Source organism: Anaerococcus lactolyticus ATCC 51172, assembly GCF_000156575.1.
GTDB classification, from domain to species: Bacteria; Bacillota; Clostridia; order Tissierellales; family Peptoniphilaceae; genus Anaerococcus; species Anaerococcus lactolyticus.
This window is the reverse complement of the sequence record NZ_GG666070.1, coordinates 1-948: the sequence shown is the minus strand read 5'-3', so window position 1 is coordinate 948 and position 948 is coordinate 1. Positions and strand designations below refer to the sequence as shown.

At 29.6% G+C, this 948-nt stretch carries 1 protein-coding gene and 1 pseudogene; both read right to left on the bottom strand.

The window, feature by feature from the left end; all coding sequences use genetic code 11:
* Positions 1-412, bottom strand: a 412-nt coding sequence (locus tag HMPREF0072_RS10280) for a DnaA ATPase domain-containing protein (protein ID WP_004830351.1), incomplete at its 3' end; no start/stop codon positions are given.
* Positions 409-948 (bottom strand): annotated as a pseudogene (locus HMPREF0072_RS10275) (replication initiator protein A); the annotation flags it as partial. The pseudogene HMPREF0072_RS10275 and the gene HMPREF0072_RS10280, both read right to left, overlap by 4 nt.

The following is a 948-nucleotide window of genomic DNA, read 5'->3' as shown; positions in this document are numbered from 1 at the left end:
CAATTAATTCATTTGCAATAGAACAAGCAAGATAAGTTTTTCCACTGCCAACATCTCCATAAAATAAAAGTCCAACATTGTCTTTCTTCATTTGTTCAAAACTTTTAGCATAATTGTAAGCAACCTTGTAGGCTTGACCTTTTTCATTTAAGAATTTCTCAAAAGTATATTGGTGCTGGAGCGGCGATGAGAAGCAATCTCTTTTCAATGATGATATTCTCGTTAATATTTCTCTTTCTGCATTTTCCTTATCTCTCTTTATTTCACATTCACATTTAATTCTGGGAATAAACTTTGTAAAGCCAAGGTCAAGTAATTCTCCATCTACTCTTTTACCGCATACCTTGCAATAGATATGCCCATTTCTTTCAATATCATTTTCTCTTAATACAAAATCTTTTAAACTTGTCATAAACTCTCTCCTATATCGTAATTCATTTTCCTTGTTGTATTATCATTAATGTTTTTCGCCTGATCATTAAGATACCAATTGATTATCGTTGCCTTGTGGTCTTGATACTCTCTGTTATTTGCTTTCATATATGACGAGAGCCTATCAATGTATTCATTAATTCTACTTCCTAACTCATTTGTTAAGTCCTTGTATTCTTCATCAGTCAAAAATATATTTTTATATATTCCATAAGGCTTTTGACCTTTACTAAAATCATTCTTTCTTAACTCATTATTATTAATATTGTTATAGTTACCTTCCGATTTTCGAAAATCTTGACTTTCGATATTCAAATCTCTTGAATTTCGATTATCGAACTTCTGGAATTTTGTTTTTCGAATTCTTGATTTTTTAATTCCATATTATTAAATATGCTCATAAAGTCTTTAACATAAATTCTGTTAGGCTTTCCAAGTCCTTGTCTTTTCTTTTCAATCAGTCCTATTCCTGATTTAATATCAAGCTCAGCTATTAATTTATTTGCTTTTTCACTT